The organism is Pseudarthrobacter sp. NPDC092202 (genome assembly GCF_044755505.1).
GTDB lineage: Bacteria > Actinomycetota > Actinomycetes > Actinomycetales > Micrococcaceae > Arthrobacter.
Window position 1 is genome coordinate 59,990 of record NZ_JBIVRG010000016.1, and the last position, 23,543, is coordinate 83,532.

Sequence of the window (23,543 nt, forward strand, 5' to 3'; positions counted from 1 at the left end):
TATGAGCTCCCCCGAAGCTCCGCAGTCCCATCGCCGGAGCTGGCTCAAACCCGCCACCTGGCACCTCCGGACCCGGCTGATCCTCCTGGCCATGGTCTTGCTGATCGCCATCTGCGGTGCCGTCGGCGTGGTCAGCTACGCCTCCATGGACGCCTTCCTGACGCGGCAACTCGATGACCAGCTGGGCCAGGCCGCGGCACGGTCCAACGATCCCGGCCGTCCCCCAATGGGCGGCTTCAACGGCCGCGACCCGCTCGACGCGCGCGGCCAAAGCGTGGGCACCCTGAACGCCCGCGTGGTCGACGGCCAGGTGAACAGCGCCGGATTCCTGGCCCCGGACACCACACGGACCCCGCTGTCCACCGGGGACAAGCAGGTCCTGCTCACGCTCAGCACTGACCCGCAGCCGGTGGACCGCGCCCTCTCCAATGGGAACTACCGGTTAGTCGCGGTCAAGACCGATTTTGGGGATGTCCTGGTGACTGGGCTTCCCCTCGCCGGTAAGGAAAGCACCCTCACGTCCTTGGTATGGACCTTCGTCTTCGTCTCGCTGGGCGGCCTGCTGCTGGTGGGGTTGGCCGGGACCGTGCTGATCCGGCGCACCATGAAGCCGCTGGAGCAGCTCTCCGAGGTGGCCACCAGGGTGTCGCAGCTGCCCCTCGACGCCGGTGAGGTGGCGCTGGCGGTGCGAGTGCCGCCGTCGAACTCCAATCCGGGAACGGAAGTGGGCAGCGTCGGCTACGCGCTGAACCTCCTGCTGGACAACGTGGCCAGCGCGTTGCAGGCGCGGCAGAAGAGCGAGACCAAGGTGCGGCAGTTCGTGGCGGACGCGTCGCACGAGCTTCGGACCCCGTTGACCGCCATCCGCGGCTACACCGAGCTGATGAGGATGACGGAGGACTTCACTCCGGATGGCGAGAAGTCCCTGGCCAGGGTGCAGAGCCAGTCCGAGCGGATGACGGCGCTGGTGGAGGACCTGCTGCTGCTCGCCCGCCTGGACGAAGGGCAGCCGCTGAAGCTCAGCGAAGTGGACCTGACGCAGCTTGTGGTGGAGAGCGTCAGTGACGAGAAGGTGATGGCCCCGGGACACACCTGGCGCCTTGAGCTGCCCGATGAGCCGGTGGTAGTCAACGGCGACGTTTCGCAGCTGCGCCAGGTGCTGATGAATCTGCTCTCCAACGCCCGCAAGCACACACCGTCCGGCACCACCGTGGTGACCGGCGTCGGCACCTCGCCCGAGGGTGCGGCGATCGTGACGGTGACGGACGACGGCGGCGGCATCCCTGCCGAGTTCGTGGACCATGTCTTTTCACGCTTTGCCCGCGCAGACGCGGCCCGGAAAGGCTCGGGAGACCAAGCCGGAGCCTCCGCGGCCGAGGGCACTAGCGGCTTGGGCCTGTCCATCGTCCAATCCATTGTGGAAGCCCACGGCGGACGGGTAACGGTAGCGTCGCAGCCGGGACGGACACAGTTCGCCTTGCAGCTACCTCTCCCGCGCATCGAGCAGGGCGACTTGCCGCGGGCGTGATTCCTGCTATCTCGAGTGAAACTGGGTGCGGCTGCTTGATGCACTCCTATTCATGCGGCTTTGGTGGATTGCCAGCAGCCCGACCGGTTAACAGCACGAATTTTCGCAGTTCACGAGTACTTTTCTGCTTCAAGTCGCGGGATGCCAGGTGAACGGGCGGAGGAGGGTCTCACTGGTTTGGGGCCATGGAAGACCTGGACGCCGACTTTTCCAGTTGACCCCCAACCCGGCGTCCATGAGGCGGCTGAATTCAGTGATTGCTGCAAGCACTGCAGTCACGGCCCATCCGGCGTCGCCATAGGCTGACCGAATATTTCTTATCGGCGGTTGGTTTCACCGTCAGCAGAGGTTGCTGGTGCTGGACGCGACGGCTGTGGTCGTTGCTCCTGCTCTGCAAGCCGTGCCAGGAGCGCTACTTTGCCGCCGAGGGCGAAGCCGCTTAGGTCTGGCATTCGGATGAGGTATTCGTCCTGCACGAGCAGATTCAGTAATCGATAGGCAGTGGCTCTTGGCATTGCAAGGTTTTGCGCGACCTGTTGTCCTGTAACGCCTGGACCGCAGCGGGCGACTTCTTCCAGGACAGCGAAGGCACTTTGGACGGCCTTGGGTTGTCGTGCCCGTAAATCCACATTGTCGAAGCCGGGCGGCACTCAGCCCTCTCCCTTCCCGCCGAGGAGATTACGCTTTGTCGGCGTGTCATAGACGCCAGGGCCCGGTAAGCCCGCAGTAACAGGACGCCGCCTCAGGAAAAACAAGAGGCTCACGAGCGCCATGGCGAGGAGAAAAGCGACGCCCCCAGCTCCGTAGCCATTCTCGAAGGTCCGTGTCAGAAACAGGGCAAATGCTGATATCAACATCAAACCGGTAACCAGGGCTATCACTACAGGGACGGCTGTGATTTCGCCGATACGGTGCAGGAAAAGCGGCAGGGCCAGGCAGAGGAAGATGTACGCGGTTATAAATCCTGCGGCGGCCGCCGTGATGAGGGTATTCATGACGGCCCATGGGGTGAAGCCGGCCAGCAGGAACGAGTGGGGAACAGCCACAGTAACGGGCAGGACAACAGTGATCGCGCGCAGCGGTGTCCCTGATCGGGGGTGAACGTCCCCGAACCATGCAGGAAGGACGCCTTCCCTGCCCATGGTGAACAACACCCTGGACAGTGCAGTAACGCTTGCCAGGGCGCAGGCAACGAACGACAGCGTGATCGCGGCGTCGAGGAGGCTTAGCAAGCCAGGAATCCCCGTCCCGGTAGCGAGGTCCACAAAAGGAGTTGTGCTTGCCGCCAGCGCTTGGTCCTGCCACCCAAATCCGGCCAGCTGTGTGTATGTGGTCAGCAGGAAGAAGAGCCCTGTGGCCAGAACGGTCCACAGGAGTGCTCTTGGAAGTGTCTTTAGAGGAGAGCGTGTTTCTGCGCCCAACACGGTGGCGCTCTCGAAGCCCACGAACGCCATCAGCGCCAGGACGGTTCCGCTCGCGATTCCCGAGGGCGTCGCACCTGCCAGATTAAAAACGTTCACATGCTGTACGCCTTGTTTGGCCAACAAGATCATGACCAGGACCAAAACCAACAGAACGGAGGCGCATTCAACGGCCAGGGTCGTCCGGCTCGAAACGCGCACACCCTGTCGCATCACGAAAAAGCTGAAGGCGGCCACTGCAAGAGTGCATGCCGCAACTGACACAGCTGTGGGCCCGGGGACCGGGATCAGGTGCAAGACCCAGTTGGCTGCAAAGATACCGGCCCCTGCCATCGCAAACATAGCCACAAAACTGTAGCCGATCAGCAGTGCAGCTCCGGTGAGGAGCGCAGGAAAGGGCTTATAGGCCTGAGCTGCATAGCTGTAAAGGGAACCTGCTACAGCGAGTCGACGGGCAAACTGGCTGATGGTCGAACTGACCAGTGTAATCAGGGCGGTGGCAAGCAGCACCGACAGGGCGGTCCCGGGTCCGGCTGCAGCTGCGACCAGTGCTGGCATCGTGGCCACGCCTGCTGTAGGGGCTATGGCACCGACGGATTGAGAGACTGCGTCGACGATCCCCAATCGGCGCCGTGCAAGACCGTCCAGCGGTGAATGATCTGCCACTGCTGGAACATGGGGAGGATTCTTAAGGGCAAAGCGCAGGGCTTTCATAGGCAATATTTCCTGTTCGGGGTGTGCCCACAGGATACGGGCGGCGTGTTGCGGCCTGGTTTCGAAGTCTCATTTGCGATGCCTCCAACTTTTACCGAGTCTCATTTGGAAAGCCACCCGGGTTTACCGTCGCTTATTCGCTGGGAAACGGGCGCCGGTCATGGTTGTGGCATGACTACTCCAACCTCATCGACGGCCACCGCCACCGGCAGCCTTCCGCAAGGCAAACTCACTGGTTCGCTGGGTGCCGGAGCCATCGTCTTTATGGTCGTCGCTGCGGCGGCCCCTTTGACCGTCATTGGCGGGGCCACACCGCTGGGCTTCCTTCTGGGCAACGGAGCAGGATTTCCGAGCCTGTACCTGGTTGCGGCGCTGATCCTTGTGCTGTTCTCCGTCGGATTGTCGGCAATGACCCGACAAGTTCCGCGGCCCGGGGCGTTTTACACATACGTCGATTACGGCTTGGGCCGGGCGCCGGGCATGGCCGCAGCATACTTGGCCCTCCTGACCTATACCTCGGTCCAAGCCGCTGTATACGGCTACATTGGCGAGCTGCTCCGGTTGACCCTCACGCCGCTGGGCATGCCCGATATGCCATGGTGGCTCTACACCCTGGTGGTGGTGGGGCTGGTCGCTGTGCTCGGCTACCGCCACATCGACCTCAGCGCCAAAGTCCTGGGCATCCTGTTGATCGCCGAAATCGCGATCGTCGTGGTCCTCGTTGCCGCTGTCGTATTGACCGGCGGCCCGGAAGGCTTGTCCCTCACACCCTTTGAACCTGCCACCGTTGCCTCCGGTGCGCCAGGTATCGGTCTGATGCTCGCCATGGCTGCGTTCATCGGCTTCGAATCCACCGTGGTTTTCCGCGATGAAGCCAAGAACCCTGACCGGACGATTCCCAAAGCCACCTACATCGCCGTGATCGGCATCGGAGCGCTGTACGCGCTGGTCTCCTGGGCTTTGGTCATGGCATGGGGCCCCACAAAGGTCACCACGGCTGCCGCCGCAGACCCGGCCGGAATGCTCATCACCACCACCTTGAACTACCTTGGCCCCATCGGCGCGGGAACGGTCAACGTCCTCCTGCTGACCAGCCTCTTCGCAGCCGCCCTGTCCTTCCACAACGTCCTCACCCGGTACAAGCACGCCATGGCCGGCACCGGCGTCCTGCACGCCTCCCTGGCTACCATCCACACCCGGCACCTGGCACCCTCCACATCCTCACTGGTGCAGTCCATCACCGCCGCGGCCATTGTTGTCCTGTTCGCCCTGTCAGGTCTGGACCCCATCCTGGAGGTCTTCACGTGGATGGCCGGCGTCTCAACACTGGCAATTTCGGTCCTGATGGCCCTCACATCGGCCGCCGTCATCGTCTACTTCCGCAGGACCGCCACCGACCGCCGCATCTGGCACACCCTCATCGCTCCCCTCCTCGGACTGGTGGGCCTGGGAATAACGGCAGCGATCGTGGCCCTGAACTTCCCGCTGCTCGTCGGAGAACTTGACCCCACCGGCACCCCCATCTTCGGGCCGACCAGCACCACCCTGGTGTCCCTGACGGCCGTCGCACTGATCGCCGGGCTCGTCCAGGCACGCCTGACGCATCACCGAAAGACACAAGCCCGTCCCTGACCCGGACACATCACAGCTTCCCGCATTCACCACTGCAAGAAAGAAGAAACACCACATGACCCTCCCGGCAGTTGACATCTCCGTCCACCACCCCGGCCATCTCGAGCCCCTTCCCAGCAACCCGCTGTCAAGCCTGACAGCCGGGGAGTTCATCAAAATCCGCGACATCATCTCAGCGGAACCGACCTTCACTCTCACGTCCAGGTTCGCGTACGTGGGACTGGAGGAGCCGCACAAGCGGGAAGTCCTCGCCTACAACGAAGGGACAGGTCCCCGCCCTGACCGGCGCGCACGCGTGATGCTCCTGGACATGGCCACCAGTGCCTCCACCGACAACATCGTCTCCCTTGACCAGGCCCGGGTGATCACGTCGGTGAGCATTGACCCGGCCGAAGGCCAGGTGCCGGTCCTGCTGGAGGAGTTTGACGCCATCGCCGGGATTTGCGCCGAGGACGCCCGCTGGGTGCAGGCGCTGGCCGATCGCGGAACGGTACCGGAAAAGGTCATGTGCATCCCGCTGTCCGCAGGCTCCTACGGCTTCGAAGAAGAGGTGGGCCACCGCATCGTCCGCGTGCTCGCCTTCCGCCAGGACTACCCCGAAGACCACCCGTGGGCACACCCCCTGGAAGGTCTCTGCGCCTACGTAGACACCATCGAGCGTAAGATCACCCGCCTCATCGACACGGGCGCGCTGCCGATCCCGGCCGAATCAGGCAACTTCGATGACCCCGCAGTGCAAGGCGAGCCGCTGAGCACACTCAAACCCATCGAAATCACCCAGCCCGAAGGACCCAGCTTCACCGTCGAAGGGGAATCAGTGAGCTGGGCGAACTGGAAGTTCGACATCGGCTTCGACGCCCGCGAAGGACTCATTCTGCGCAATCTCTCCTTCACCGACGACGGCGAAGACAGGCCCGTCATCTACCGTGCCTCGATCGCCGAAATGGTCGTCCCCTACGGCGACCCCTCCCCCATCCGTTTCTGGCAAAACTACTTCGACCTCGGCGAATACCTCTTCGGCCGCTTCACGAACTCCCTCGAACTGGGCTGCGACTGCGTTGGCGAAATCAAGTACTTCGACGCTGTCCTCGCCGACGAAGCAGGCACGCCCTACACCATCAAAAACGGAATCTGCATGCACGAAGAAGACTTCGGCACCCTGTGGAAGCACAGCGACATGTTCACCGGCTCCAGCGAAGTCCGCCGCTCACGGCGTCTGGTCATCAGCAGCTTCACCACAGTAGGCAACTACGACTACGGGTTTTACTGGTACCTGTACCTCGACGGCACCATCGAACTTGAGGCTAAGCTCACCGGCATCCTGTTCACCTCCGGATATACCGAGGCCGGCGCCCCCTACAACTCCGAAATAGCCCCGGGACTGGGCGCCCCATACCACCAGCACCTGTTCAGCGCCCGCCTGGACATGATGGTTGACGGCGTCGCCAACGCAGTCGATGAAGTTGACGCCGTGCGGCTTCCCTTCAGCGACACGAATGACCGAGGCGAAGCGTTCACCAAGTCGGTCACCCGCCTTGCCACCGAACACACAGCAGCCCGCGACGCCAACGGCTCCGTCGGCCGGGCATGGCACATCATCAACACCGAAAAGACCAACCGACTCGGCCAGCCCACCGGCTACGTCCTCTACCCGGATGACAAGCCGACGTTGATGGCCGACCCAGGATCATCCCTGGCCGCGCGGGCGGCCTTCGCCACCAAGCACCTGTGGGTCACCCAGTACGATCCGGCTGACAGGTACGCCTCCGGTGACTTCGTCCACCAAAGCACCGGCGGCGGAGGACTTCCTGCCTTCACCGCCTCCGACCGCTCAGTGGACGGAGAGGACATTGTCCTGTGGCACACCTTCGGGCCCACCCACTTCCCCCGACCCGAGGACTGGCCGGTCATGCCCACCGATTACGCCAAATTCACCCTCAAACCCTACGGATTCTTCAGCAAAAATCCGTCCCTGAACGTCCCACCAAACCAGGCAGCAGGGCATTGCACCACCCCCTCTGCTGCCGACGCCCACGGGTGCCACGGGTAGTCATGATCGAGGCCCTTCACCTGGGCAGCCTGATCCTCGCCGCGGCCGGTGCATTCTGCGCCGCCGCGGCCAAGGGCCCGGACAAGGCCAGCGGCGTTGTCATTGCTTTACTCATGCTCGCGGCAATGGCGGACTCCATGATGCACATCATGAATGTTCCTGCCCCTGGATGGGCGGTCATACTTCTGCTGACTGCTTTGGTGGCCGGCTTCCTCGGTAGGCACGTCCCCAACGCCCCTCACAAAGAGGGCCTGAACGGCATGGTGCTTCACCGAAACATCGGACTCATTATGGCAGCCCCGCTTCTCATCACAATGGACGCCCACACAGGAGCTGAAATTGACGCAAACCATACCGGGCACGGGACAACGGGTCTTCTCAGCCTGGTCCTTGGAGGCGGATCGCTGCTGTATCTGGCAGCCAGCGTCTGGATGGTTATGCGGCGTCGCCACGGCTCAGTAGTCGAGCGTTTAGAACCGGCCTGCATGGGACTCTCGCTCGTCGCAATGGGCGGGGTATGGCTACCGTAAACCCGGAAGAATCAATGGGCAAAAGTGCCTATTGGTAGTCCATGACGGCCCCTGTTGACTGGTGTTGAACTCGTACTAAAGGAGGAGGAACCATGGTCACAGGTGCTTTGTGGGATGAGAAATACATGTGGTGGGATACGCGCTCTGCGGGAGCGTTTATTCCAGCTGGGGGGTGGATTGAGCCAGACGAACACGTTGAGAACCCCAGGACCAAGCGCCGGTTGAAGAACCTTCTGGATGCTTCGGGTTTGTCCAAGGAGCTTGAGTGGCAGGACGCGAGGCCGGCCACCGTTGAGGAAGTCTGCCGCGTGCACGACCGTGCGTACGTGGAACGCATGAAGGAGTTGTCGGACGCCGGCGGCGGTGACGCCGGTGAGCTGGTTCCGTTTGGTCCCGGTGGCTACGACATCGCCATGCTTGCCGCCGGCGGCGCGATTGTCGCTGCCGAGGCGGTGCAGACGGGTGCTGTCCAGAATGCCTACGCGCTTATCCGCCCGCCGGGCCACCATGCCGAACGTGACCGCGGTCGTGGGTTTTGCATGTTTGGCAACGTGGCCATCGCCGTCCGTCACCTCCAGGAGGTTTTCGGCGTTCGACGTATTGCAGTCGTCGACTGGGATGTTCACCACGGCAACGGCACTCAGCAGGCCTTTTATGATACGCCGGACGTGCTGACCGTGTCCCTGCATCAGGATCGGTACTATCCTCACGAATCAGGCTCCGCCGAAGAAATCGGCGAAGGTGCCGGCGCGGGGGCCAACCTCAACATTCCCTTGCCGCCCGGCACCGGTCCTGGAGGATACCTCCACGCCTTCGAGTCCCTTGTCGTGCCCGCGCTGCTCCGCTTTCAGCCGGAATTTATTATCGTTGCCTCCGGCTTCGACAGCAGCGCCCTTGATCCGCTGGGCCGCCAGATGCTGCACTCGGAGGCTTACCGGGAGATGACCCACATGATGGCGTCAGTGGCTGCCGAAACGGCGGAGGGGCGCCTGCTCATTGTTCATGAGGGCGGATATTCGGCAGCCTACGTGCCCTTCTGTGGTCTGGCGGTTATTGAAGAACTCAGTGGGATCCGCACGGAGGTCGAAGACCCATTCCTTGGCTTCCTGTCCGAAATCGGGGGCATGGACCTGCAGCCGCACCAAAAGGATGTGGTGACGGCATTGTCGCCACTGCTTCAGAAAGTCCCGGGCGCCTAACGCCGTCTCAAAGGGATCCTGCAGATGGGAGGGGCTGCGCGAGTACGCGGAGCCCCTCTTCCACTGCCCGGGCCGCAGCCGCTGCCCGGTTTGGAGTTCCGAGTTTAGACATGAGGTGCTCAACGTGGTGGGCCGTGGTCCGCTCACTGATTCCCAAGCGACGCGCGATCATCGTATTTGAAAGCCCTTGGGCGAGCAGGGTAAGCACCACCAGTTCACGAGCCGTCAGTTGATGAGGTGCATCTGTCGGCCGGCCCCAGACAAGACAGCCACCGCGGACGGCAGTTATTCGGATCCTGTACCACTGGCCGCGTTCGTACCAGAGCCATGCGGTAGTAGATCCCCCGTCGGCGGTCTGTTCGATGAGCCTGGCCGATCCTGGTTCCGCCGCAATCGGCAGCAGAGGTAGCCCGGGGACGGGACTAACCTGGTGTCCCAATATAACGCCGGCGAGGTCTCCCTCTGCCATGGTGTTTACGAGAGTGCGCCAGGTCCTGAAGGGATCAATCGCGTTGGCGATCGTCGGAGCGGCCCAATGCATTGCTTCTATCACGCCAGTTGGTAGGGAGCCGTCACCCGCCGTGCTGAGGTGCAGATTTCCGGTGTATCGCCCGTCGCGGGTAACTAATCGTGCCGTTGCGCCTCCCGAGAACCCTGCAGGGCGAAACACCTCAAGTACTGAGCGCGATTCCGTGTAGTTGGCGACGTCGCTCCAGGACAGGGCATGCCGGGTGGCATCGCTGACTAGTTCCTGGTAGCCGGGGTCTTCGACCAGGAAACCTGGTCCGGAGAGGTGGGCTGTAACCGTCTCGGGATATCCGGAAGCATCTAATGGTCTCATCTGACCTGAAACCGGGTGCCATTCATCGATGGCGGCAGCGGCGATCGGGCCAATGGCACACAGTTCTTCGACAATGGCAGCTGCGGCTTCCGTGCTGTCTCCGCTACTGGAAGCAGCTTCTGCAAGAGCTGATACCAATTCGGGGACAGAGACGTTCGCCGACGTGATCATTATTGGGCTCCTGCACGTGTACTTCTTGCCGGTGCTGGCAAACGAGTAAGGCCAGATTTGAAGGGGCCATGAGCGTCTATTGCAACTCCTGCACCGCGAGGTTCCCGGGACCGCGGAACTTGACCGCTTGTTGTTGGACGGTCCGCTCAGCAGGTTAGTCGTGGCCAGGGCGAGTCGCGACGGTATTGGCTCCTAGAAGCCCTCGGGCACTGGTCAGAAATCTGCTGCACTGACCTTGTAGTTCAAACCCAGGTCCTCCCGGGGCACCCAGACCTCGAAGGACTCGCAGCGTTCGTATAACTTGCGGCTTCCGGTGATGTCCTGGACCCACACGATCCTGCCGTCCTTCGTCACGCCGTCGATGGTGCCCACCGCCATCGTCTGCCCGTATTGAATGATTTCCGCTTGGGCACCATTGACGGCGGTCCAATCCTCAACTTTCCGGCGCTTGCTATGTTTCAAGGACATCATATTCTTCTCCATTCTGGGTCGGGAAGGCATGGGAGACGGTGTTGGGCGGGGGCGGGGCGCTGTCCATTTCTTGGCGATACCGGGAGGAGGCGGGACGGTCGCGGTACCGCCACGCCCCCTCCGCGGTCAGGAAACGAACTCTTTGAGGACCTCGTCGTCGCTCTTCTTACGTTCCAGGCGGTATCCGTAGACCAGTGCGATCAGGAACGTTGCGAAGGGCAGTGCCGCGAGGACCCAGCCGGTGGCGTTCATTTCCCAGGCAGGGCTGTCGACGCCCGCGGTGCCGCTGATGAGGCCGAAGCGTGAGAGCAGGAGGTACTCGGCGACGATGATGGAGACCAGTCCCAGGAGTGGTGCGATCAGTGTGTTCCAGACTCGGGTGTCTGCGCGGGTTTCCCGGAAGAAGCGGATGACGGCGACACAGACGAGTCCCTGGATGAAGGTCAGTCCGAGGATGGCGGTGATGGCGAACCAGTAGAAGAGGGTGACGACCGGGTCCAGACCTGCCAGGGCGAAGGCGATAATGGTGACCGCACCGATGATGGTCTGCAGTACAGACGCCCGAACGGGGGTCTGGAAGCGGCCAGTCACACCGAGGCTGGCGGGCAGTAGCCCTGATCGGCCCATGGCGTAGAAGTAGCGGGTGGCGGAGTTGTGAAATGCCAGGACACCGGCGAACATGCTTGAGATCAGCAGCCAGCTCATGACCTCGGGCAACCAGGGTCCGACGTACTGTCCGGCCACGGAGAAGAGCAGCGCTGCAGGGTCGGCCAGCGGCGTGCCTTCCAGTGTGGTTACTTCCAGTGTTTTGTTGACGATGTCGGAGGATCCGGCGCCGGAGATGATGGCGAAGGAGGTGAGGGCGAAGACGAGAGTGATGATGATGACGGCGGTATAGGTCGCCCGCGGGACGGTTCGTTTTGGATCACGGCTTTCTTCGCCGTAGATGGCGGTGGCTTCGAAGCCGATGAAGCCGGCGAATGCGAAGGCAAAGGCAATTCCGGGTGCGCCTTGGAAGATGCTGACCGGGCTAAACGATGCTGCGAAGTCCAGTCCGTCCGGTCCCCCGCCCTGGAACACGACAGCAAGGCCGGTGAGGATCATCGAGGCCAGCTCGAGCGTGAGCAGGACGCCGAGGACCTTGGCTCCCAGATCGACGTTTAGGATTCCGAAGATCTGGACGATGCCGATGCACAGGAGGCACCAGAACCACCAGGGCAGGTCCAGTCCGAGGCTTGCCATCTTTGCCGAGACGGTCGCTCCCAGAAATCCGTAGATGGCTGCCTGGACCAGGCAGTAGGACAGGACGGATACAAAGGCTGAGGCCACACCCCAGGGAGCGCCGAGGCCCCTGCCCACGTAGGCGAAGAATGCTCCGGTGTGGGTTACGTGGTGGCTCATCGTTGCATAGCCGACAGCGAAGAACATCAGCATGATGCCTGCGATGAGGAACGCTCCGGGAGCGGCTGCTCCGTTGCCCAGGACGATGGTGCTTGGGACGAGTCCTGTCATGCCTGCGATTGGGGCGGCTGCTGCTACGACAAAGAAAACAATCCCGGGAACTCCCATGGAGTTCCGGTGTAGCTGGTTGTCCCCGGTCTCCCCTGAGTGCTTTGGGGAAACCTTTAGGGTCTCTTCTGGTGATGCCATTTGCTAATCCACTTCCTTGTGTCTTTTGGGGGTATTGAGGATGTATCGGGTGGGGGGCAGACGGCCTAGTCCATAACGAGAACGGCGCGGCCCTTGATGCTGCCGGCTCGAAGGAGGTCGTGTGCGTGTTGGGCTTTTTCGAACGGGATGGGCTCGACGGAGTGCTGCAGGGGATGGCGCTGGGCGAATTCCAGCAGTTCCTTAAGTTCATCCAGGCTTCCCCAGATGCTCGTGGTGAGAACTGCTTCACTCGGCAGGGCTCCTACCCCGAATTCGATGCGGCCACCCCAGAGGCCTACGACGACAATGATGCCCTGCCGGTCGATGCTTGATGCCGCCGCAGCCATGGTCGCGTCAGCTCCAACGAAGTCAATAACTGCGTCATATTTACCGGTCAGCTCGTCCGCGCCGCAGGTGACGTCGGCACCCAGACTGCGGGCCGCGCCTAGCTTCTCGGCTGAAGTGTCGACAACGGTGAGCTCAGCATTGGTCAGGGTTTTGAGGAACTGGATGGCGAACTGGCCCAGGCCGCCTGCTCCGATGACAATCGCCCTTGACTTTTTCCCCTGGAGGTGTGGCAGTACACGCTTGACTGCGCGGAAGGCTGTCAGACCGCCGCAGGCCAGCGGAGCTGTGGACACCGGATCCAAGTCCCCGATGGGAACGAGGTAATCCCGCTTCGGGACACGCATGTACTCGCTGTAGCCGCCGTCCGAGACGATGCCAGCCTCACGCCCGTTCGGGCAGATCATTTCAAGGCCGGAAGAGCACTGCCGACAGTCCGGCTGGCCGCATCCCCACGGCGCGTAGAGGAGAACCCGGCCGAGTTCAGTGTGTTCGCCCACCACCTCGTGTCCCAAAACCACGGGGTAGGGTCCGCCGAAATCACCATCGGCTACATGCAGGTCGGAGTGGCAGACACCGCACGCCAGAACCCGGATCACTTCCTCTCCGGGCGCGAGTGGTTCCGGGAAGTCCCGGTCCACCAGTTCCAGCAGAGACTTTGGCTCGGTGACGACTATTGATTTCACAGGAGTTTCCGTTCATATTTGGTATACGGGATACGCTAACTGGTGATTTACATTACACTTAGCGAAAGTCCAATGGCTAGTAGGAGACCGAGGAAATCATGAGCCCCACTGTTTTGACCCCGCCGTCAAGCCTGGAGGACTGCGCGAGGATCGCGCAGGAGAACGGCATCCACACTGTTGAGTGCGTCTTCACGGATACGTGGGGACTGCCGCGCGGAAAGATGCTGCCCCTTGAGCAGTTCCTGTCAGGATCAGGGTTTTCCATCGCAAACGTGGCCTTCTCCTGGGACATGCGCAGCGACATCCACCCCACGCCCTGGTCGCCTGAGGGTGGCGAGTTTCCAGACATGCACGCCGTCCCTGACCTTGCATCCTTCCGGGTTGCCGGCTGGACGACGGGCATGGCGACGGTGATGTGCGATATGCGCGATCCCAAGACCCACGAGCGGATCCCGCTGGACGGGCGTGGCATGGTCAAGGACACGCTCAAGGAGTTCGAGGCCCTGGGGTACCGTGTGGACCTGGCCACCGAACTGGAATTCCATCTCTTCACCAGCGACTGGAAGCCGATTTCTGACAAGTCCTACTGCTACTCGCTGGACCGGGCAAATGAACTTGAGCCCGTGGTCGGGGCGATCCGTGCCGCACTCACCGCCTCCGGAATTACTGTCGAAGCCAGCAACATCGAGTACGGCCAGTCCCAGGTGGAGATCAACCTGAAGTACGGCGACGCCATCACCATGCTGGACAACACCATCCTTTTCCGCCATATCGTTCGCCTGGTGGCACGGCAGCACGGGTTCAACGCAACGTTCATGGCCAAGCCCATCAACGGCGGCGCCGGCAGCGGACTTCACGTACACCAGAGCCTGTGGAACAGTGATGGCGTCAACGTCTTTTCGACGAAGGACAGCTCAGACCCGGTGCATTCGGATGTTATGCGCGGTTACCTGAGCGGGCTGGTCGCGCACCAGTTGGAGCTTCAGGCGATCGCACTTCCCACGGTCAACGACTACAAGCGCATCGTGGACTACTCCTTCTCCCCCACCCAGGTGTGCTGGGGGCTGGACAACCGCATGGTAGGCGTCCGGTGCATCACCGATGCCGGTCCCGGAACACGACTGGAGGTCCGCTGGGCGGCCGCGGATGCCAACCCCTACCTGGTCGCCCAGGGTTACCTCCGCGCGGGGTTGGACGGGCTGAAGAATGATTTGCCGCTGCAGCCTATCTCCGTGGGTGACCCCCACGTCGATCCCAAGCTCCAGCGGGTAGCGTCAACTTTGGGTGAGGCCGTGAACACCTTTTCAGGCAGCCCGTTCGCCAAGGCGGCTTTCGGTGAGATCTTCGTGGACACCTACACGGCCATGCAAAGGGTCGAGCTGGCAGCTTTCGCCGCCCATGTCACCGACTGGGAGTTCAACCGTTACCACGACATCCTCTAATGGCAACGATGGCTTCAGAGACGAAGACAGTCCTGCTCATTACCCACGAGCAGACGTCCTCCACCGACACCGGCCTCGTTGGGCAAGCCCTGCTCGACGCCGGCCACACGATCAAGACCCACGAAGTGTTCACCGTCAACTCCGACGGAGTCCGGACTGTCAATGCAGACTTCCCCGACCCCCGGAACTTCGACGCCGTCATCGCCTTCGGCTCTTTCAGCCACATCTACGAGATCACCGATGACTGGCTCGCCCGGGAAATCAACTACATATCAACGCTCCACCGGCAGGACATTCCCTACCTCGGCATCTGCTTTGGTGCCCAGCTCCTGGCCGAGAGCCTCGGCGGCCGCACCGTCCGGGCCAACAGGATGGAGGCCGGCCTCGTCACCTTCGACCCCGGCTACGCCTGCCCGCTCCCGGCCGGTCCATGGTTTTCCTGGCACAGCGACAAAGTCGAACTCCCCGGGCACGTTGATGTGCTGGCGACCACCGACGTCGCCCCGCAGGTGTTCCGTACCGGGAGGTCCATCGGGGTGCAGTTCCACCCGGAAGTAGACGCTGAACTCATGGAGGAATGGATCAGAATCGGCGGCCACGAGCTGGAGGGCGTCCTTTCCATCGAGGACTTCCGGCGCCAATGGGCCGCGCACGAGCCCGCCGCAGAACGCAACACCAAGGAGCTGCTGGATTGGTTCCTGAACTCACCGTAACTCCTGGTCCCGGATGCCCGCTTTCAGGGCTGACGGACCGAACAGACAGCTATTAGCAGGTGCGCTAAGCATCCAGATTTTGAATGGACGGGAAAGTGCAGACACCACGTCGCAGACCCCTCATCGCCGTACCCGGTAGATTCTCCGACAGCGCCTCCGCGCTGAGATACAAGGCACTGGTCAACGCCCATGCACTCATTAAGGGTGTGTACGACGCCGGCGGCGAGCCGGTCACCATACTCCCGGTCGCAGAACCCGGAACTTCGGAAGATGCCCTCTATGAAGAAGTCGCGCAGCGGCTGGCTTTCGCCGACGCTGTGCTGCTTCCCGGCGGCGCCGATATGTCCGCCTGGCGCTACGGCCAGGAAGCCCACGCCGAATCCGACGCCGGGGACGACCTGCAGGACGCATTTGATCTTGCCGTTGCCCGCTACGTCGTGGAGAACAAGGTTCCCGCTCTTGCCGTTTGCCGAGGCATGCAGGTTTTGAACGTCTTCCTGGGCGGCGATCTGGAACAACACCTTCCCACCCCGCACATGAATCAGATCCACACCATCACCCTGGACGCCACCAGTTCCCTGACGCCAACGATCGCCCGGAACCCCCAGGTGTCCTGCTATCACCACCAGGCGGTGAGGAACCTGGGCAAGGGGCTGGTAGCCACCGCCTGGGCTGAAGACGGCACCGTTGAAGCTCTCGAACTTCAGGACGCTGAATTCTGGATCCACGCAGTGCAGTGGCACCCCGAGGACACGGTCGCCTCCGACCTTGCCCAACAGGCGCTCCTCAAAGAATTCATCGCCAACATCCCCGTGGATTAGTCCCGGGACCCAAACCCAACATCACAAAAGGTTGCCGAGCGGGACGACCACCACTAGCATTCCGTATACGGTATACGCTAAATGGGCGGCCGTGGTCGGACTGGCCAGCATTACCCAAGGAGACGAATTATGAGCCAAACCCACGTGCACACCCACGACGCTCTTTCCGACCTCGCTTTCGAGGACGGAGTGCCCTACGAGTACTTTGACCAGGCCAGGCAGGAGGACCCAGTCCGCTGGGTCGAGGAAGAAGACGGCCCGGGCTACTGGTCCGTGACCCGTTATGCCGACGTCGTTGCCGTGACGCGCAATTTCCAGCAGTTCTCGTCCGAGACCGGTGGAACCACCCGCGAGGACATCGAACACGAGGACCTGCTGGCGCGGCAGACCCTGATCGACACGGATCCGCCGCTGCACACAGCGATGAGGCGCGTCCTTTCCGCCCGTTTCACTCCCGGCACCGTTCACAAGGAATGGGTTGGCTTCGTCGAGGAGCTGGTGGAGAAGACGCTCGATCAGGCATTCACCCGGCCCACCTTCGACTGGGTCGCCGACGTCGCTGCAGTCATCCCCATGATCGTGCTTGGTGAACTGCTCGGGGTCCCGACCGAGGACCGTGCCTACCTCAAAGCACTTGGCGACGAGATGATTGCCGGAGCGGACCCTGACCATGCTCCCCGCACCGCTGACTCCCCCGAGAACGTCAAGGAGAACAGCGGCTACCCGTTCTCCAGCCCGGCAGGAAGGGACATCTGGAAGTACGCCGATGCCCTGCGTGACCGCAGGGACGGGAACCTGGGTCATGATGTGTTTTCGCTGCTCATGACCGGGAACATCAACGGCCGCAAGCTCACCACCCGCGAGCTGGATAACTTCTTCTCCCTCCTGGTGGTGGCCGGCAACGAGACCACCCGCATGGCCCTGTCCCATGGCCTCCTTGCCTTCGCCCAGAACCCGGACCAGTTCCGCCGCCTCAAGGAAGACCCTTCCCTGTTGAACACTGCCGTGGAGGAAGTGCTCCGGTGGGCCACACCCATCCACCACTTCCGCAGGACCGCGCTGGTTGACACCAAGATCGGCGAAACACCGATCAAGGCCGGAGACAAGGTCCTCATCTGGTACGCGTCCGCGAACCGGGACGAAACCGTCTTCGACGCACCGTACACCTTCGACGTTGCGCGCAAACCGAACCCGCACGTGGCCTTTGGCGGCGGCGGTCCCCACATCTGCCTGGGCAACAGCCTGGCGCGCCTGGAGCTTCAGATTGTCTTCCGCGAGCTGGCCAATCGGGTTGAAACCATTGAAATTGACGGCCCCGTGCACCGGCTTCGCTCCAACCTCACGCACGGCATCAAGGAACTGCCGGTCCGTCTGACGTACGCCGCCTGATTCCACCCACTTAAATGCCAGACAAGGGAAAGCCATGACATACGACGCAGTGATTTCGGAAACCTCGCACGAGATTTCGCTTGCCACCCAAGCCTTCATCGAACGGACCCAGGGACTTCGCATCGGCACCGACACCGACCGGGAAGCCACGTCGGGGGCCACGTTCCAGTCCATCAACCCCGCCACCGAGAAGGTTCTTGGTTCCATCGCTTCCGGCTCAGCGGAGGACGTCGACTCCGCCGTTGCCGCAGCCAGCGCTGCCCTGTCCTCCAGTGACTGGGGTACGGCGAGCCCTGCCACCCGCGCCCAGTACCTGTTCGATCTGGCCGACGCCGTCGAAGCCAACCGTGAGCAGCTTGCTGAACTGGAAACACTGGATATGGGCAAGCCCATATCCCAGGCACTGGACGACGTCGGGGGCGTGGCGGCCGTCTTCCGGTACTACGGCGGCTGGCCAACGAAGCTCGAGGGCTCCATCAACCCCGTCCGCCAGCCCTATTTCGGCATGACCCAGATAGAGCCTCTCGGTGTCTGCGGTGCCATCACACCGTGGAACTTCCCGCTCGTAATGGCCTCGCACAAGATCGGTCCTGCCCTGGCAGCCGGCAACACCATGGTCATCAAACCGGCCGAGGTCAGCAGCTACTCGACACTGCTTCTGGCCGACCTCGCCCGCCAGGTGGGCCTGCCCCCGGGAGTGCTCAACGTCGTCACCGGGCCCGGACGCACGGTGGGACAGGCAATCGTTGACCATCCCGACGTCGTAAAAATATCCTTCACCGGGTCCACGCCCGTTGGCCGGCGCATTCTCGAGGCGGGCAGCCGGCAGATGAAGAAGGTCAGCGTGGAACTTGGCGGAAAGAGCGCGAACATCGTCTTCCCTGACGCTGACATCCACGCGGCCGCCAAGGGCTCCGCGGAGGCCATGTGGGAAAACGCCGGACAGGTGTGTGTCGCCCCGACCAGGATGTTTGTGCACGAGGACGTCTACGACGAGCTCGTCGAGGCGCTGGCCCGCGAAACCAAGGCCCTGCGGATCGGTGACCCGCTCCTCACGGACACAGAGGTGGGCCCGCTCGTCTCAAAGGACCAGTACGTGTCGGTCCAGGAGTACATCGATATCGCACGTTCTGAAGGCGCGCACCTCAGCGTTGGAGGACGGGCCCTGGACCAGGCAGGATACTTCGTCGAACCGACCATCTTCACTGACGTCCGCAATGACATGCGGATCGCCCAGGAAGAGGTTTTCGGACCGGTACTTTCGGTGCTTCGTTTCCGCACAGAAGAGGAAGCTATCAGGCTCGCGAATGATTCAGCGTACGACCTCGCGGCAGCGGTATGGACCCGTGACGTGGCCAGGGCCCTGCGCATGAGCAAGGCACTTAAGGCCGGAACGGTGTGGGTGAATACGCACGGCCGGCTCGATCCCGCGCAGAGCTTCGGGGGCTACAGCAAGTCCGGAAACAGCCGTGAACTCGGCCGCGAGAGTGTACTGTCCTACACGCGGTCCAAGGCAGTCATGATTGACATGTCCGCCTGAACCCTGCGGTGCGGTGCAGCCCGTTCCCGCTAGGGGGCGGGCTGTTCGCCGGGATTCGCGTGCAGTCCGCGGCCGGCATGGATGTGCTCGAAAGCGACCTTGCGCGCCAGCTCGGGGTCCCCGGACTCGGCAGCCTCCACAATGGGGCGGTGCATCTCCGGGAAGTCAACAGCAGTGCGGCTTTCCAAGATATCCGCCCACACGCTCGTGGCCATGGCCGTCTGCCAGATGACATCGAACATGCTCAGAAGGTACTCGTTGTCCAGAGCCTCCACAGTGCAGCGGTGAATAGCTTTATTGACCAAGAAGACCTCCATGGCAGTGGTCTGCGGGGCCGATACCAGCTCCTCATACGTGGACCTCACGTACTGCGCGGCCGCTCCGCCCAGGCGTGCAACTTCGGCAAGAGCGAACGGCTCAATGGCTCCCCGGGCGGCGTACTGCTTATCCAGCTCAACGTCAGTGAGCTTGCGGACAATGTAGCCACGGCGCCCGCCAGGTTCGATTACCCGCTCCATCTCAAGACGATGCAACGCCTCACGCACGGGGGTCCGGCTGATCCCCATTTGTGCCGCAAGATCATCCATCAGCAGCCTGGCGCCGGGACCCAGATCATGCGTCAGGATGCCCTCGGCAATCTGCGCATACGCGGCATCAGCAAGCGTCTCCCGAGCGAACTCAATCTTCTTCATGGTGTCCCGCCACTTTCTGTTTTTCCCAGCCTACCGGCTATTGGCTTACATCGGATTTGCGTATACCGTATACCTTATTCATTCATTTGAAATCCCTTCTCTTATCGGGTCGGACCGAAAAAGTGTCACGAACCATCCAGGAAGACCAAACTCACGAAGGAGGCGGCCCCATGACCGCACAGATCACTGTCGGCGGCCCTGAGCTCACCCAGGAGCGCAGGCTCGTCACTGAGATCCCGGGCCCCCGCTCGCGCGAAATTCTTGAGCGCAAGGCGTCCGCAGTCGCCCGGTCCGTTGGCCACACCCTGCCAATCATCGCCGATGCAGCAGGCGGCGGAACCCTCGTGGACGTGGACGGCAACTCGTTCATTGACCTGGGCTCAGGTATCGCCGTCACCAGCGTCGGCAATTCCAATCCCCGTGTGGTTAACGCGGTTCGTGAGCAGCTGGATCGATTTACGCACACGGCCTTCACCGTGGTGCCCTACGAAAGCTACATTGCCGTGGCGGAGAAACTGAACGAGATCACGCCAGGGGACTTCACCAAGCGCACCGCCCTCTTCAACTCAGGTTCAGAAGCCGTGGAGAACGCCGTCAAGGTCGCCCGGCGCGCGACCGGGCGGCAGGCCATCGTGGCCTTCGAGCACTCCTTCCATGGCCGCACAAACCTTGCCATGGCCCTCACCGCAAAGAGCGCGCCCTACAAGCAGGGTTTCGGCCCGTTTGCCCCGGAAATCTACCGGGTTCCCGGCTCCTACCCTTACCGTGACGGTGGCCTCAGCGGACCCGAAGCTGCCCGCCAGACGATTGAACAGATCGAAAACGAGCTCGGGGCCGAATCAGTGGCAGGCATCATCATCGAGCCGATCCAGGGCGAGGGCGGCTTCATCGTTCCCGCAGAAGGCTTCCTGTCGACCCTGAAGGAATGGACCGAACGCAACGGCATTGTGTTCATCGCCGACGAGATTCAGTCCGGCTTCGCCCGAACAGGAAAATGGTTCGCCGTTGACCACGAAGGAGTCGCCCCGGACCTCATCACCATGGCCAAGGGCATCGCCGGCGGACTGCCCCTTTCGGCACTTACGGGACGGGCTGAACTGATGGACGCCGCCCAGGTTGGCGGCCTCGGAGGAACCTACAGCGGCAACCCCATCGCCTGCGCCGCAGCCCTCGCGGCCCTGGAAGCCTACGAGGAGGACGGCCTGCTCGATCGCGCACAGCAGATCGGGACCATCCTCACCCGCCGCTTCACCGACATGCAGGAAACAGATCCCCGCATCGGCCAGGTGCGCGGACGCGGAGCGATGTTCGCCATCGAGCTCGTCGATCCGGAAACCCTGAACCCGGATCCGGCACTGACTGCACGTGTCGTGAAGCACGCCCACGAAAACGGAGTCATCCTCCTCGCCTGCGGTACCTACGGCAATGTCATCCGGTTCCTTCCCCCGCTGTCGATTGACGATCAGCTGCTCGAGGAAGGAATCGGCGTCGTCGTGGAGGGACTGGCCCGTTCATGAACCACCCCAGGAATCAGCGGACACCACAGGCTGGCCACTCCGCTCAGCAAAGGATGAAACAGCGATGACAGCACAGAGCAGTGATTCGGTCACACGCCCCGAGGACCGGGACGGGCTGACGCACTATGACCACTACGTCGGTGGCACCTTTACGCCCCCCGAGGGCGGCGAATACTTCGACACCGTCAACCCGTACACCGGGGAAGTCTGGGCAAAGATCGCCCATGGCGGCCCAGCAGACGTATCCCGGGCGGTAGCTGCCGCTACAGAAGCCTTCAAGAGCTGGGGCAGGACCAAACCTCAGTACCGTGGCAAGCTTCTCATGGACCTTGCCGACATCATCGAGGCCAACAGCGCACACCTTGCCCGGATTGAGGTCAGCGACAACGGCAAGCTCTACGCCGAAATGTCCGCCCAGGCCCGGTACATGGCCGGTTGGTACCGCTACTACGGTGGCCTGGCGGACAAAATCGAGGGTGCGGTCATCCCCAGCGACAAGCCGAACATCCTCAACTACACCCGGTTGGAGCCACTCGGGCCGATCGCAATGATCACGCCCTGGAACTCTCCTTTGCTCCTGCTGGCATGGAAACTGCCCGCGGCTCTGGCTGCAGGCAACACTGTCGTCATCAAGCCCTCGGAGTTCACCTCCGCTTCAACCCTGGAATTCATGAAGCTCTTTGAGCAGGCAGGATTCCCGCCCGGCGTCGTCAACACCGTCACCGGCTTCGGCCAGGAGGTCGGCGCCCCGCTCGTCAGCCACCCGGACATCATCAAGGTGGCTTTCACCGGTTCCGAAACAGCCGGGCAAAAGATCTACGAGAACGCCGCGAGCCAGTTCAAGCACGTTTCCCTCGAACTGGGCGGCAAGTCCCCGAACATCGTCTTTGAGGACGCCGACCTGGACGCCGCCGCCACCGGTGTCATTTCCGGGATCTTCGCCGCAACCGGCCAGACCTGCATCGCCGGCTCACGGTTGCTGGTCCAACGCTCCATTCACGACGAGTTCGTCCAGCGGGTTGTGGCGCTGGCCGAACAAGCCAAAATCGGGGACCCCATGCTGCCCGACACGCACGTCGGACCAGTGACGACCCGGCCGCAGTTCGAAAAGGTGCTCGACTACATCGATATCGCCCAGCGCGAGGGGGCAAAGTGCGTCCTCGGAGGCACCGCCTACACCGGGGAAGGCGCGTCCGGCGGGCAGTTCGTCCAGCCAACGATCTTTACCGACGTCCGCAACGAGATGCGTATCGCGCAGGAAGAAGTCTTCGGCCCCGTCCTGGCCGTCATCCCGTTCGAAGACGAAGACGACGCCCTGGCCATCGCCAATGACATCAACTACGGCCTCGCCGCCGGCGTCTGGACACGCGACATCGGCAGGGCCGTGCGTATGTCCGAGAGCCTGCAGGCCGGCACAGTGTGGGTCAACACCTACCGCGCCGTCAGCTTCACGTCCCCCTTCGGAGGATACAAGCGCAGCGGCCTGGGCAGGGAAAGTGGAATCGACGCCATCAAGGAATACCTCCAGGTCAAGTCCGTCTGGATCTCCACAGCGCCGGACACGTCAAACCCGTTCATCATCAAATAGGTCCTACAGCAGAAAGGTCCCCGGGAGTCCTCCCGGGGACCTTTCTGCTGCCCAGGCTTCACCGCCAGGTACCGGCACACGACAAGGCGCACCAGAGCACGTGAAGCCCCCCGGATTCCGAAACCCGTTCCCAAGGCGGCTATCCCGGTAACAACGCGGGCTCATTTCCCTGCGGGTGCGAGCGGGACGACCAGGCAGCGGGACCCTGCAGGATGGGGCGCCGAAATAGTGGGGTGCCAGGGAAAGCAACTCGCAGGCCAGGGCATTAAAGGAGCCCTTGCAGTCCCGCAATGCCCCTGGGCTGCCCACAGCCCCCAAGGCCTAGGGTGAATGGTGACCAGCACCGCGGCAGATCCGCCCTGACGGGTGCACCTGGTAAGGGGCTGCCCCAAGTCCTGAGGCAAGGGCGTGAAAGGTACGGCGCCTGCTATGTGTGGCCGGATCAATCCGGTCCGGGGTTACGACGAACCAGACAACGGGCCACTGTACAGCCCTGCCAAGCCCGTGCCGGGGATTCACAAGACCCGTTCCACAGTGTTAATGCCCTGAGGGCAGAGGTAGTGTCCTCCCTGCTGCCCTAGAGCCTGTATTTGTGGTTGCGGC

Annotated in this window: 19 protein-coding genes; 12 read left to right on the forward strand and 7 right to left on the reverse strand. The window is 62.4% G+C overall.

The genetic code is table 11. The features are described 5' to 3' along the window. The first annotated feature begins 1 nt into the window (after position 1). A complete protein-coding gene (locus ACIQF4_RS18680; RefSeq protein ID WP_400517273.1) occupies positions 2-1,528 on the forward strand; it encodes a sensor histidine kinase in 1,527 nt (508 codons plus the stop codon). Positions 1,529-1,845: 317 nt separating this feature from the next. On the opposite strand, the gene ACIQF4_RS18685 is transcribed toward ACIQF4_RS18680, so the two are convergent. After that, positions 1,846-2,178 (reverse strand): helix-turn-helix domain-containing protein, encoded by a 333-nt coding sequence (locus ACIQF4_RS18685; RefSeq protein ID WP_400580017.1) that lies wholly within the window; start codon positions 2,176-2,178, stop codon positions 1,846-1,848. Continuing rightward, positions 2,179-3,663, reverse strand: coding sequence for an APC family permease (locus ACIQF4_RS18690; RefSeq protein WP_400517272.1), 1,485 nt, complete (start codon positions 3,661-3,663; stop codon positions 2,179-2,181). It abuts the gene before it with no gap. A gap of 171 nt (positions 3,664-3,834) precedes the next feature. Between ACIQF4_RS18690 and ACIQF4_RS18695 the strand changes: the two genes are divergently transcribed. From ACIQF4_RS18695 to ACIQF4_RS18710, 4 genes are all read left to right on the forward strand, one after another. Next, entirely contained in the window at positions 3,835-5,295 is a 1,461-nt protein-coding gene (locus ACIQF4_RS18695; protein WP_400517271.1) for an APC family permease, read from the forward strand. A gap of 55 nt (positions 5,296-5,350) precedes the next feature. Further along, positions 5,351-7,345 carry a primary-amine oxidase gene (locus tag ACIQF4_RS18700; RefSeq protein WP_400517270.1) on the forward strand — a complete coding sequence of 665 codons (1,995 nt, stop codon included), beginning with the start codon at positions 5,351-5,353 and terminating at the stop codon, positions 7,343-7,345. Between the two features lie 2 nt (positions 7,346-7,347). Then, complete coding sequence (locus tag ACIQF4_RS18705; RefSeq protein ID WP_400517269.1) at positions 7,348-7,875, forward strand: hypothetical protein; 528 nt, start codon at positions 7,348-7,350, stop codon at positions 7,873-7,875. A gap of 92 nt (positions 7,876-7,967) precedes the next feature. Continuing rightward, complete coding sequence (locus ACIQF4_RS18710) at positions 7,968-9,074, forward strand: class II histone deacetylase (protein WP_400517268.1); 1,107 nt, start codon at positions 7,968-7,970, stop codon at positions 9,072-9,074. Between the two features lie 7 nt (positions 9,075-9,081). Here ACIQF4_RS18710 and ACIQF4_RS18715 read toward each other — a convergent pair whose 3' ends face one another. From ACIQF4_RS18715 to ACIQF4_RS18730, 4 genes are all read right to left on the reverse strand, one after another. After that, on the reverse strand, positions 9,082-10,086 hold the full coding sequence (locus tag ACIQF4_RS18715; protein WP_400580018.1) for a response regulator transcription factor: 1,005 nt from the start codon (positions 10,084-10,086) through the stop codon (positions 9,082-9,084). A 213-nt stretch (positions 10,087-10,299) separates the two neighbouring features. Beyond that, positions 10,300-10,557, reverse strand: coding sequence for a hypothetical protein (locus ACIQF4_RS18720; protein WP_400517267.1), 258 nt, complete (start codon positions 10,555-10,557; stop codon positions 10,300-10,302). A 126-nt stretch (positions 10,558-10,683) separates the two neighbouring features. Further along, entirely contained in the window at positions 10,684-12,207 is a 1,524-nt protein-coding gene (locus ACIQF4_RS18725; protein ID WP_400580020.1) for an APC family permease, read from the reverse strand. A gap of 65 nt (positions 12,208-12,272) precedes the next feature. Continuing rightward, entirely contained in the window at positions 12,273-13,238 is a 966-nt protein-coding gene (locus tag ACIQF4_RS18730; RefSeq protein ID WP_400517266.1) for an alcohol dehydrogenase catalytic domain-containing protein, read from the reverse strand. A gap of 98 nt (positions 13,239-13,336) precedes the next feature. On the opposite strand from ACIQF4_RS18730, the gene ACIQF4_RS18735 reads away from it, so the two are divergent. The 5 genes from ACIQF4_RS18735 (at position 13,337) to ACIQF4_RS18755 (ending at position 19,143) form a co-directional block, all read left to right on the forward strand. Further along, positions 13,337-14,680, forward strand: a complete 1,344-nt coding sequence (locus ACIQF4_RS18735; RefSeq protein WP_400517265.1) for a glutamine synthetase family protein — start codon at positions 13,337-13,339, stop codon at positions 14,678-14,680. Between the two features lie 8 nt (positions 14,681-14,688). After that, positions 14,689-15,393: a type 1 glutamine amidotransferase gene (locus ACIQF4_RS18740; RefSeq protein WP_400517264.1), complete on the forward strand. Its 705-nt coding sequence runs from the start codon at positions 14,689-14,691 to the stop codon at positions 15,391-15,393. Between the two features lie 95 nt (positions 15,394-15,488). Next, the gene (locus ACIQF4_RS18745; RefSeq protein ID WP_400517263.1) at positions 15,489-16,214 is read left to right on the forward strand and encodes a gamma-glutamyl-gamma-aminobutyrate hydrolase family protein; all 726 of its coding nucleotides are present in this window, start codon (positions 15,489-15,491) and stop codon (positions 16,212-16,214) included. Positions 16,215-16,343: 129 nt separating this feature from the next. Continuing rightward, positions 16,344-17,603: a cytochrome P450 gene (locus tag ACIQF4_RS18750; RefSeq protein WP_400517262.1), complete on the forward strand. Its 1,260-nt coding sequence runs from the start codon at positions 16,344-16,346 to the stop codon at positions 17,601-17,603. Between the two features lie 34 nt (positions 17,604-17,637). After that, positions 17,638-19,143, forward strand: a complete 1,506-nt coding sequence (locus ACIQF4_RS18755) for an aldehyde dehydrogenase family protein (protein ID WP_400517261.1) — start codon at positions 17,638-17,640, stop codon at positions 19,141-19,143. Positions 19,144-19,172: 29 nt separating this feature from the next. On the opposite strand, the gene ACIQF4_RS18760 is transcribed toward ACIQF4_RS18755, so the two are convergent. Then, positions 19,173-19,835, reverse strand: coding sequence for a GntR family transcriptional regulator (locus tag ACIQF4_RS18760; protein ID WP_400517260.1), 663 nt, complete (start codon positions 19,833-19,835; stop codon positions 19,173-19,175). Positions 19,836-20,005: 170 nt separating this feature from the next. On the opposite strand from ACIQF4_RS18760, the gene gabT reads away from it, so the two are divergent. Both gabT and ACIQF4_RS18770 read left to right on the forward strand, forming a co-directional pair. Beyond that, positions 20,006-21,352 carry a 4-aminobutyrate--2-oxoglutarate transaminase gene (gabT, locus tag ACIQF4_RS18765; RefSeq protein ID WP_400517259.1) on the forward strand — a complete coding sequence of 449 codons (1,347 nt, stop codon included), beginning with the start codon at positions 20,006-20,008 and terminating at the stop codon, positions 21,350-21,352. Between the two features lie 64 nt (positions 21,353-21,416). After that, on the forward strand, positions 21,417-22,940 hold the full coding sequence (locus tag ACIQF4_RS18770; RefSeq protein ID WP_400517258.1) for an aldehyde dehydrogenase: 1,524 nt from the start codon (positions 21,417-21,419) through the stop codon (positions 22,938-22,940). The last annotated feature ends 603 nt before the right edge of the window (positions 22,941-23,543 follow it).

What these genes read in the sequence shown, in the direction of transcription:
- ACIQF4_RS18680 (WP_400517273.1), top strand. Translation starts at nt 2, where the DNA reads ATGAGCTCCCCCGAAGCTCCGCAGTCCCATCGCCGGAGCTGGCTCAAA.
- ACIQF4_RS18690 (WP_400517272.1), bottom strand. Translation starts at nt 3,663, where the DNA reads ATGAAAGCCCTGCGCTTTGCCCTTAAGAATCCTCCCCATGTTCCAGCA.
- ACIQF4_RS18695 (WP_400517271.1), top strand. Translation starts at nt 3,835, where the DNA reads ATGACTACTCCAACCTCATCGACGGCCACCGCCACCGGCAGCCTTCCG.
- ACIQF4_RS18700 (WP_400517270.1), top strand. Translation starts at nt 5,351, where the DNA reads ATGACCCTCCCGGCAGTTGACATCTCCGTCCACCACCCCGGCCATCTC.
- ACIQF4_RS18705 (WP_400517269.1), top strand. Translation starts at nt 7,348, where the DNA reads ATGATCGAGGCCCTTCACCTGGGCAGCCTGATCCTCGCCGCGGCCGGT.
- ACIQF4_RS18710 (WP_400517268.1), top strand. Translation starts at nt 7,968, where the DNA reads ATGGTCACAGGTGCTTTGTGGGATGAGAAATACATGTGGTGGGATACG.
- ACIQF4_RS18715 (WP_400580018.1), bottom strand. Translation starts at nt 10,086, where the DNA reads ATGATCACGTCGGCGAACGTCTCTGTCCCCGAATTGGTATCAGCTCTT.
- ACIQF4_RS18720 (WP_400517267.1), bottom strand. Translation starts at nt 10,557, where the DNA reads ATGATGTCCTTGAAACATAGCAAGCGCCGGAAAGTTGAGGATTGGACC.
- ACIQF4_RS18725 (WP_400580020.1), bottom strand. Translation starts at nt 12,207, where the DNA reads ATGGCATCACCAGAAGAGACCCTAAAGGTTTCCCCAAAGCACTCAGGG.
- ACIQF4_RS18735 (WP_400517265.1), top strand. Translation starts at nt 13,337, where the DNA reads ATGAGCCCCACTGTTTTGACCCCGCCGTCAAGCCTGGAGGACTGCGCG.
- ACIQF4_RS18740 (WP_400517264.1), top strand. Translation starts at nt 14,689, where the DNA reads ATGGCTTCAGAGACGAAGACAGTCCTGCTCATTACCCACGAGCAGACG.
- ACIQF4_RS18750 (WP_400517262.1), top strand. Translation starts at nt 16,344, where the DNA reads ATGAGCCAAACCCACGTGCACACCCACGACGCTCTTTCCGACCTCGCT.
- ACIQF4_RS18755 (WP_400517261.1), top strand. Translation starts at nt 17,638, where the DNA reads ATGACATACGACGCAGTGATTTCGGAAACCTCGCACGAGATTTCGCTT.
- ACIQF4_RS18760 (WP_400517260.1), bottom strand. Translation starts at nt 19,835, where the DNA reads ATGAAGAAGATTGAGTTCGCTCGGGAGACGCTTGCTGATGCCGCGTAT.
- gabT (WP_400517259.1), top strand. Translation starts at nt 20,006, where the DNA reads ATGACCGCACAGATCACTGTCGGCGGCCCTGAGCTCACCCAGGAGCGC.
- ACIQF4_RS18770 (WP_400517258.1), top strand. Translation starts at nt 21,417, where the DNA reads ATGACAGCACAGAGCAGTGATTCGGTCACACGCCCCGAGGACCGGGAC.